The following is an 8,273-nucleotide window of genomic DNA, read 5'->3' as shown; positions in this document are numbered from 1 at the left end:
TGTTTCGTTAGGGCAAATTTTTTATCTGTTCAATTTTTTGAAAAGGCTTTACGCAAACCTTTGCATTATGTTATAATAAAGAAAATACATTTGAGGTGATGATTATGTCTAAAAAAATTATTGGTATTGACCTTGGGGGAACTTCTGTTAAATTGGCCATCTTGACTACTGAGGGAGAAATTCAAGAAAAATGGTCTATCAAGACAAATATATTAGACGATGGAAGTCACATTGTACCTGATATTATTGACAGTATCAAGCAGCGATTTGAAACCCATGGTTTGACAAAAGATGACTTTTTGGGTGTTGGTATGGGGTCTCCTGGTGTCGTTGATAGCGAAGCTGGTACTGTTATCGGTGCTTATAACCTCAACTGGAAGACTTTGCAGTTGGTCAAAGAACAGTTTGAAACTGCACTTGGTTTGCCATTCTTTATCGACAATGATGCCAACGTAGCGGCTCTCGGTGAGCAGTGGGTTGGTGCTGGTAATAACAATCCCAACGTTGTCTTTATGACGCTTGGTACAGGTGTTGGTGGCGGTGTCATCGCTGCTGGAAACTTGATTCGTGGGGTCAAAGGTGCTGGTGGTGAATTAGGTCATATCACAGTTGACTTTGATGAGCCATTTGCATGTACTTGTGGTAAGAAAGGTTGTCTAGAAACAGTTGCTTCAGCGACAGGTATTGTTAACCTCAGCCGTCGCTATGCTGATCAATACGCTGGCGATGCTAAACTGAAACAAATGATCGATGATGGGCAAGATGTAACGGCTAAAGATGTCTTTGATTTGGCAAAAGAAGGCGATGATTTGGCCTTGATTGTCTACCGTCACTTCTCAGAATACCTAGGTGTTGCTTGTGCAAACATTGCAGCAGTCCTCAATCCTGCCTACATCGTTCTGGGTGGTGGTGTATCAGCTGCAGGAGAGTTCTTATTGGATGGCGTTCGCAAGGTCTTTGCTGAAAATAGCTTCCCACAAATCAAGGAAAGTACACAAATTGTCTTGGCAACACGTGGTAATGATGCAGGTGTATTAGGTGCAGCATCACTTGTCTTGAAATAATAACTGAAGCAGGGGAAACTCTGCTTTTTTTCTAATCCGCTGTCACACTTTCTTTATATACATATATTGAAATTCGGTTGATAAAAGGGTACAATAATAGTGAAAAGAGAAAGGAGTGTTGGTGTATGAAACAAGTAAGTATGCCTAAACTAATTGACTATCTAACTATAGTCGGGCTTTTGATTTTACTGTCTGCCTTTTTCCTTGATTACTGGATTCGTGACTGGTTTTTCCCGTCTAGCTGGGGAAACGTAGCAACCATGTTGATTCTTCCTATACTGGGGACTTTAATTCTTATACTATCTATTTATTATAAAAAATTGTGGACTGGTTTGATTAGTATCTTCTTGATGATCTCATTTCCTCTGATATTCGGTATTGGCTACTTTATATTTGGCCCCTAGAAGGAGTAGTTATGAACCTGACTTTACTAAAAAGATTAAATCTAGTTTTGTATGGTATCGCAATTTTTCTCATTGCCTTGTTATTTTTACCAATAGGGCAATGGTTTGATCTTGTAAATGTGAATTTTAAACTGACATTTTTCATCATTCCATTTTTCGGACTAGCCAGCTTACCAACGGCGATTTATACGAAAAATGTTCGTCAGATATTGTTGAGTGTTCTCCTGGTTGCCTTGTATTTTATATTGTTCAGCATAATAACTGCCCTATCTGGTTTGTTCCACCTTGATTTTTATTCATTCTTTTTCAAATGAGAACTCCAGTGCAAAACTGGAGTTTTTTGCTAGAATTTGCTATACTAAGACCATGACTAAAGCAGATATTATTTTTAAAGAAAACATTCGTAAGATTATGGAAGATGGCGTTTTTTCAGAAAATGCTCGCCCACGTTACAAGGATGGAAATGTCGCTAATTCCAAGTATATTACTGGTGCCTTTGCGGAGTATGATTTGGCCAAGGGGGAGTTTCCTATTACCACACTAAGACCTATCCCGATTAAATCAGCCATTAAGGAAATTCTCTGGATTTACCAAGACCAGACCAATGATTTGTTGGTTTTACAGGAAAAATACGGTGTCCAGTATTGGAATGATTGGGAAGTTGAAGGAACAGGCACAATCGGTGAACGTTACGGTGCTATCGTGAAAAAGCATGACATCATTTCAAAAATCCTCAAGCACTTGGAAGAAAATCCATGGAACCGTCGCAATGTGATTTCCTTATGGGATTATGAAGCTTTTGACCAATCTGCTGGTTTGTTGCCATGTGCCTTTCAAACTATGTTTGATGTTCGCCGAGTGGATGGGGAGATTTATCTGGATGCAACTCTAACTCAACGGTCAAATGATATGTTGGTAGCCCATCATATCAACGCTATGCAGTATGTAGCCCTTCAGATGATGATTGCTAAACATTTTGGATGGAAGGTTGGGAAGTTTTTCTATTTCATCAACAATCTTCACATCTATGACAATCAGTTTGAACAGGCTGAAGAATTACTCCGTCGTACACCATCTGAAGTTGAGCCACGTTTGGTCTTAAATGTTCCTGACGGTACCAATTTCTTTGATATTCGGGCAGAAGATTTTGAATTGGTGGACTATGAGCCGGTTAAGCCGCAGTTAAAATTCGATCTAGCAATTTAACTGGATTAGCAGTGAAGAACTTCGTTCTTTTACCTCGCTTCTTTATTTTTAGGCTCGGGCTGAAACAGTTCCCCGACCTGTTTCACTTCCAACCTTCAACAGTCTATACTCAGACTTTCGAAGCCAGTTAAACCGCAACTCAAATTTGACTTGGCGATTTAAGATGAGGGGGCTTTCCAGCATCAGCGAGATTCACATTCTACGAATCTCGGAATCTTCCCTATCTCTGAGGAGTCGGTGATAGTTTCAGCATGATAAAAATTTGCACTAGACCTACTTGGTAAGTGCATTTTTTATGTTTTTTTGATAGAATGATAGGACGGAAAGTGAGAGAAAATGACAAAGAAGATAGTTGCAATTTGGGCCCAAGATGAAAATGGATTGATTGGAAAAGGCGATAAATTGCCCTGGTATTTGCCTGCTGACTGGGCTCATTTTAAAGAAACGACAACAGGTCACACGATGGTGATGGGACGTATAACCTTCGACGGCATGGGTAAACGTGCTCTTCCCAATCGTCACACCATCGTTTTGACTACAGATAAAACCTATCAACTAGAGAATGAACATGTTACCATTTTACACAGTGTGGAAGCTGTCCTAGATTGGTATAACAAACAGGAGCAGACACTATTTGTGCTTGGTGGGGGACAAATTTTTACTGCTTTTGCACCTTACATTGAAGCTTTAATAGTGACAGATATTCACGGTCAATTTAATGGCGATGTGTATTTTCCGAAAGCATTTCCTATGGAGAAATTTCAGCTACAAAGCGCCAATTTACGTCCAAAAGACGAGAAAAACCCGTATGATTTTACAATAAAAACCTATGAAAGAAGAGATGGTTAGGCATGGAGAGAAGTTTATTCGGTTTATTTACAGCGTTTCTCTGCGGAATATGCGTCCTTTGTGCTATTCAAGCCTTTAGAAAGAAACGTTTTGGTCTAGCCATTTTATTTTTATTGAATGCTTTTACCAATCTGGTTAATAGCATTCATGCTATTTATGGCTTTTTATTTAGATAAGAGATATGAAAGAGGAAATATATGGCTGTTAAGCATACCCATGAGTTGATTTATTGTTCATTTTGTGGAAAAAATCAAGAAGAAGTTAAAAAAATTATAGCAGGAAATAATGTTTTCATTTGTAATGAATGTGTAGAATTGGCCCAAGAAATCATTCGTGAGGAATTGGCAGAAGAAGTTTTGACAGACTTGGCCGATACACCAAAGCCACAAGAATTACTCAATATCCTGAACAACTACGTCATCGGACAGGATCGTGCAAAGCGTGCCTTAGCAGTAGCCGTTTACAACCACTACAAACGTATCAATTTCCAGGATAGTCGTGATGAGAACGATGTTGATTTACAAAAATCAAATATCCTCATGATTGGCCCGACTGGTTCAGGAAAAACCTTCTTGGCTCAAACCTTGGCTAAAAGTTTGAATGTCCCATTTGCTATTGCTGATGCGACTGCTCTTACTGAGGCGGGTTATGTCGGTGAGGACGTAGAAAATATTCTCCTCAAGCTTTTGCAGGCTGCAGATTTTAACATTGACCGGGCAGAACGAGGAATTATCTATGTGGATGAAATTGATAAGATTGCCAAAAAAGGTGAAAATGTGTCCATTACCCGCGATGTTTCGGGTGAAGGTGTCCAACAGGCTCTCTTGAAAATCATTGAAGGAACAGTTGCCAGTGTTCCACCGCAAGGCGGACGCAAACATCCAAACCAAGAAATGATTCATGTGGATACCAAAAACATTTTATTCATCGTAGGTGGTGCTTTTGATGGGATTGAAGAAATCGTTAAGCAACGTCTTGGAGAGAAAATCATCGGTTTCGGTCAAAACAATCGTGCTATTGATGAAAAAGAATCATATATGCAACATATCATTGCAGACGATATTCAAAAATTCGGTATCATTCCAGAGTTGATTGGTCGCTTGCCTGTATTTGCAGCTTTAGACCAGTTAACAACCGAGGACTTGGTTCGCATCTTGACGGAGCCTAAGAATGCACTGGTTAAACAATATCAAACCCTCTTGTCTTACGATGATGTCGAGTTGGATTTTGATGAGGATGCCTTGTTGGCCATTGCAGAGAAGGCGATTGAGCGGAAAACAGGAGCGCGTGGACTTCGTTCAATTATCGAAGAAACTATGTTGGATGTCATGTTTGAAGTTCCAAGTCAAGATGACGTCAAACGTGTTCGTGTTACAAAAGCAGCAGTTGATGGTAAGGAAAAGCCATTGCTAGAAACTGCCTAAAAATGATCATTAGGGGTGATAAGCAATTAGCTTTCTCCCCCTTATTTATGAGAGGTAAAGAATGGAAATCAATACACACAATGCTGAAATTCTACTGAGTGCGGTTTCAAAGGCCCAATACCCAGATGACGATATTCCAGAAATCGCCCTGGCTGGTCGTTCAAATGTAGGAAAATCTTCCTTCATCAATACCTTGCTCAGAAGAAAAAATCTGGCCCGCACTTCAGGAAAACCAGGTAAGACCCAACAGTTAAACTTTTACAATATCGATGACAAAATTCGTTTTGTCGATGTGCCAGGCTATGGCTATGCCAAGGTTTCCAAGACTGAGCGTGCTAAATGGGGCAAAATGATTGAAGAGTATTTGACAACACGAGAGAATCTACGTGTTGTTGTAAGTTTAGTAGACATGCGTCATGAGCCATCAGCAGATGATGTTCAAATGTATGATTTCTTGAAATATTATGAAATTCCTGTTATTATTGTGGCAACGAAGGCTGATAAAATCCCACGAGGAAAGTGGAATAAGCACGAATCGATGATTAAAAAGAAATTGGATTTTGATAAAAATGATCAATTCGTTATCTTTTCTTCTGAGACTCGTCACGGATACGATCAGGCATGGGATGCTATCTTAAGTAACATCTAATAAACAGTTCAGGAGAAAAATCATGGAACGTACTTTCATCATCATCAAACCAGATGCTCTTAAGCGTGGACTTGCGGGACAAATTCTTTCACGTATCGAACGCAGGGGATTTCAAATCCAAGATTTAAAAATGGTTACAGCGACAGAAGAGCTAATCAGTCAACATTATGATCATTTGACAGATAAACCTTTCTTCCCGCAATTAGTACAATATATGACGAGCGGGCCGATGATAGCTGGCATTATAGAAGGGCCAGAAGTTATCAAATCTTGGCGAGATATGATGGGAGCTACCAATCCAGTAAACGCCCTACCTGGGACTATTCGTGGAGATTTTGCGACAGCGCCCGTAGAGGGAATTGTGGCAAATGTCGTTCATGGCTCAGATAGTGCAGAAGCAGCCGAACGAGAGATCGGTCTTTGGCTGGGAAAATAGCAGAGCAGACACCTAGTTTTCTAGGTGTTTTTCTTATGGAAAATTATCACTAAATCTGATATAATGAGGAGTAATACCCTTGTAGAGGAAGAAACATGAATTTAGAAGATTTGAAAAAACGACAGGAGAAAATTCGTAATTTCTCCATTATTGCCCACATCGACCATGGTAAATCAACCTTGGCTGACCGTATTCTTGAGAAGACAGAAACAGTTTCCAGCCGTGAAATGCAAGCCCAGTTGCTGGATAGTATGGACTTGGAACGCGAGCGTGGTATCACAATTAAACTCAACGCAATCGAACTCAACTATACAGCTAAAGATGGAGAGACATACATTTTCCACTTGATTGACACACCAGGACACGTGGATTTTACCTATGAGGTATCGCGTTCTCTTGCGGCCTGTGAGGGGGCGATTCTGGTGGTGGATGCTGCTCAAGGGATTGAAGCACAGACCTTGGCTAACGTTTATCTAGCCTTGGACAATGATTTGGAAATCTTGCCAATCATTAACAAAATTGACCTACCAGCAGCAGACCCAGAGCGGGTTCGTCAGGAAATCGAAGATGTGATTGGTTTGGATGCCTCAGAAGCAGTGCCAACATCAGCTAAGGCGGGTATTGGTATCGAGGAAATCTTGGAGCAAATCGTAGAGAAAGTCCCTGCACCGACTGGTGATGTTGCAGCACCGTTGCAAGCCTTGATTTTTGACTCGGTTTACGATCCGTATCGAGGCGTTATCCTGCAAGTTCGTATTGTCAACGGTGTGGTAAAACCTGGCGATACTATTCAGATGATGAGCAATGGCAAGACCTTTGATGTGACGGAAGTGGGTATCTTCACACCAAAAGCAATCGGTCGTGATTACTTGGCGACTGGTGATGTTGGTTACATTGCAGCCTCCATCAAGACAGTTGCGGATACCCGTGTCGGTGATACGGTGACCTTGGCTGAAAATCCTGCCAGTGAGCCACTAGCGGGCTACAAGCAGATGAACCCAATGGTCTTTGCAGGTATCTATCCAATCGATTCCAACAAGTACAATGACCTTCGGGAAGCCTTGGAAAAACTCCAGCTAAACGATGCCAGCTTGCAGTTCGAACCTGAAACCTCGCAGGCACTTGGATTTGGTTTCCGCTGTGGATTCTTGGGGCTCTTGCACATGGATGTTATCCAAGAACGAATTGAGCGTGAGTTTAACATTGACCTCATCATGACAGCACCGTCGGTGGTTTACCATGTCAACATGACGGACGGTGAAATGATTGATGTAGCCAACCCATCCGAATTCCCAGACCCAACCAAGATCGCCACTATCGAAGAGCCTTACGTTAAGGCACAAATCATGGTACCACAGGAATACGTCGGTGCAGTCATGGAATTGGCCCAACGCAAGCGTGGTGACTTTGTGACTATGGATTACATCGATGATAATCGTGTCAATGTCATCTACCAAATTCCACTGGCGGAGATTGTTTTTGACTTCTTTGATAAGCTTAAGTCATCCACTCGTGGTTATGCCAGCTTCGACTATGAGATTTCTGAATACCGTTCATCCAAGTTGGTGAAAATGGATATTCTCCTCAATGGCGATAAGGTCGATGCCCTCAGCTTTATCGTCCACAAGGAATTTGCCTACGAACGTGGGAAAATTATCGTGGACAAACTCAAGAAAATCATTCCGCGTCAACAGTTTGAAGTACCAATACAAGCAGCTATCGGTCAGAAAATTGTTGCCCGTAGCGACATCAAGGCCCTACGTAAAAACGTTTTGGCCAAGTGTTATGGTGGTGACGTTTCCCGTAAACGCAAACTCCTAGAAAAACAAAAAGCTGGTAAAAAACGGATGAAGGCCATCGGATCTGTCGAAGTTCCACAAGAAGCCTTCCTCAGCGTTCTCAGCATGGATGAAGACGATAAGAAATAATCTTGATATAAAGAAACACTCCTGCATTTTGTTGCAAGAGTGTTTTCTCTTATTTACGTTTCATTTCACCTTGTGGGTAGTAGGTTCCTTCTGGCATATCGTTGATAAAGACATGAATGGCTTCTTTTGGTGCATTGGTATTGCGTGATACCACCTCGGTCACTTCACGCGCAAGGGCAATTTTTTGTTCCTCTGTGCGTCCTTCAAACAAATCAATACGTACAAATGGCATATATTTCCTCCTCGTAAAATAAGTTTATGGGGATTTTTCAATCCCAAATTTTTAATGAGTGTAATAATGTTAACTTGACTA

The 8,273-nt window shown here is 41.1% G+C and carries 10 protein-coding genes; 9 read left to right on the top strand and 1 reads right to left on the bottom strand.

Going from position 1 to position 8,273, the window contains the following annotated elements:
- The first annotated feature begins 104 nt into the window (after positions 1-104).
- The 9 genes from P7J58_RS10935 to lepA all read left to right on the top strand — a co-directional run bounded on the left by P7J58_RS10935 (position 105) and on the right by lepA (position 7,960).
- Entirely contained in the window at positions 105-1,064 is a 960-nt protein-coding gene (locus P7J58_RS10935) for an ROK family glucokinase (RefSeq protein WP_044759851.1), read from the top strand.
- Positions 1,065-1,189: 125 nt separating this feature from the next.
- Positions 1,190-1,468: a hypothetical protein gene (locus tag P7J58_RS10930; protein ID WP_024376977.1), complete on the top strand. Its 279-nt coding sequence runs from the start codon at positions 1,190-1,192 to the stop codon at positions 1,466-1,468.
- Positions 1,469-1,479: 11 nt separating this feature from the next.
- Entirely contained in the window at positions 1,480-1,782 is a 303-nt protein-coding gene (locus tag P7J58_RS10925; protein WP_002943171.1) for a hypothetical protein, read from the top strand.
- Positions 1,783-1,834: 52 nt separating this feature from the next.
- Positions 1,835-2,674 (top strand): thymidylate synthase, encoded by an 840-nt coding sequence (locus tag P7J58_RS10920; protein ID WP_408572586.1) that lies wholly within the window; start codon positions 1,835-1,837, stop codon positions 2,672-2,674.
- A 336-nt stretch (positions 2,675-3,010) separates the two neighbouring features.
- Positions 3,011-3,523, top strand: coding sequence for a dihydrofolate reductase (locus P7J58_RS10915; RefSeq protein ID WP_029176986.1), 513 nt, complete (start codon positions 3,011-3,013; stop codon positions 3,521-3,523).
- A 197-nt stretch (positions 3,524-3,720) separates the two neighbouring features.
- Complete coding sequence (gene clpX, locus P7J58_RS10910; protein WP_105207194.1) at positions 3,721-4,947, top strand: ATP-dependent Clp protease ATP-binding subunit ClpX; 1,227 nt, start codon at positions 3,721-3,723, stop codon at positions 4,945-4,947.
- A gap of 61 nt (positions 4,948-5,008) precedes the next feature.
- Positions 5,009-5,596, top strand: coding sequence for a ribosome biogenesis GTP-binding protein YihA/YsxC (gene yihA, locus P7J58_RS10905; RefSeq protein ID WP_174850626.1), 588 nt, complete (start codon positions 5,009-5,011; stop codon positions 5,594-5,596).
- Positions 5,597-5,618: 22 nt separating this feature from the next.
- A complete protein-coding gene (gene ndk / locus P7J58_RS10900) occupies positions 5,619-6,032 on the top strand; it encodes a nucleoside-diphosphate kinase (protein ID WP_105134241.1) in 414 nt (137 codons plus the stop codon).
- A 95-nt stretch (positions 6,033-6,127) separates the two neighbouring features.
- Entirely contained in the window at positions 6,128-7,960 is a 1,833-nt protein-coding gene (gene lepA / locus P7J58_RS10895) for a translation elongation factor 4 (RefSeq protein ID WP_024376982.1), read from the top strand.
- Between the two features lie 49 nt (positions 7,961-8,009).
- Here the strand turns inward: lepA and P7J58_RS10890 are convergent, their stop codons facing one another.
- Entirely contained in the window at positions 8,010-8,192 is a 183-nt protein-coding gene (locus tag P7J58_RS10890) for a 4-oxalocrotonate tautomerase (protein ID WP_002934978.1), read from the bottom strand.
- Positions 8,193-8,273: the final 81 nt, after the last annotated feature.

This window comes from Streptococcus suis (assembly GCF_046032535.1).
Classification (GTDB): domain Bacteria; phylum Bacillota; class Bacilli; order Lactobacillales; family Streptococcaceae; genus Streptococcus; species Streptococcus suis_AK.
This window is presented reverse-complemented; position numbering and strand designations above follow the sequence as displayed.

Excerpts from the sequence above, each read along its gene's own strand:
- P7J58_RS10935 (WP_044759851.1), top strand. The coding sequence starts at position 105 with ATGTCTAAAAAAATTATTGGTATTGACCTTGGGGGAACTTCTGTTAAA.
- P7J58_RS10930 (WP_024376977.1), top strand. The coding sequence starts at position 1,190 with ATGAAACAAGTAAGTATGCCTAAACTAATTGACTATCTAACTATAGTC.
- P7J58_RS10925 (WP_002943171.1), top strand. The coding sequence starts at position 1,480 with ATGAACCTGACTTTACTAAAAAGATTAAATCTAGTTTTGTATGGTATC.
- P7J58_RS10920 (WP_408572586.1), top strand. The coding sequence starts at position 1,835 with ATGACTAAAGCAGATATTATTTTTAAAGAAAACATTCGTAAGATTATG.
- P7J58_RS10915 (WP_029176986.1), top strand. The coding sequence starts at position 3,011 with ATGACAAAGAAGATAGTTGCAATTTGGGCCCAAGATGAAAATGGATTG.
- clpX (WP_105207194.1), top strand. The coding sequence starts at position 3,721 with ATGGCTGTTAAGCATACCCATGAGTTGATTTATTGTTCATTTTGTGGA.
- yihA (WP_174850626.1), top strand. The coding sequence starts at position 5,009 with ATGGAAATCAATACACACAATGCTGAAATTCTACTGAGTGCGGTTTCA.
- ndk (WP_105134241.1), top strand. The coding sequence starts at position 5,619 with ATGGAACGTACTTTCATCATCATCAAACCAGATGCTCTTAAGCGTGGA.
- lepA (WP_024376982.1), top strand. The coding sequence starts at position 6,128 with ATGAATTTAGAAGATTTGAAAAAACGACAGGAGAAAATTCGTAATTTC.
- P7J58_RS10890 (WP_002934978.1), bottom strand. The coding sequence starts at position 8,192 with ATGCCATTTGTACGTATTGATTTGTTTGAAGGACGCACAGAGGAACAA.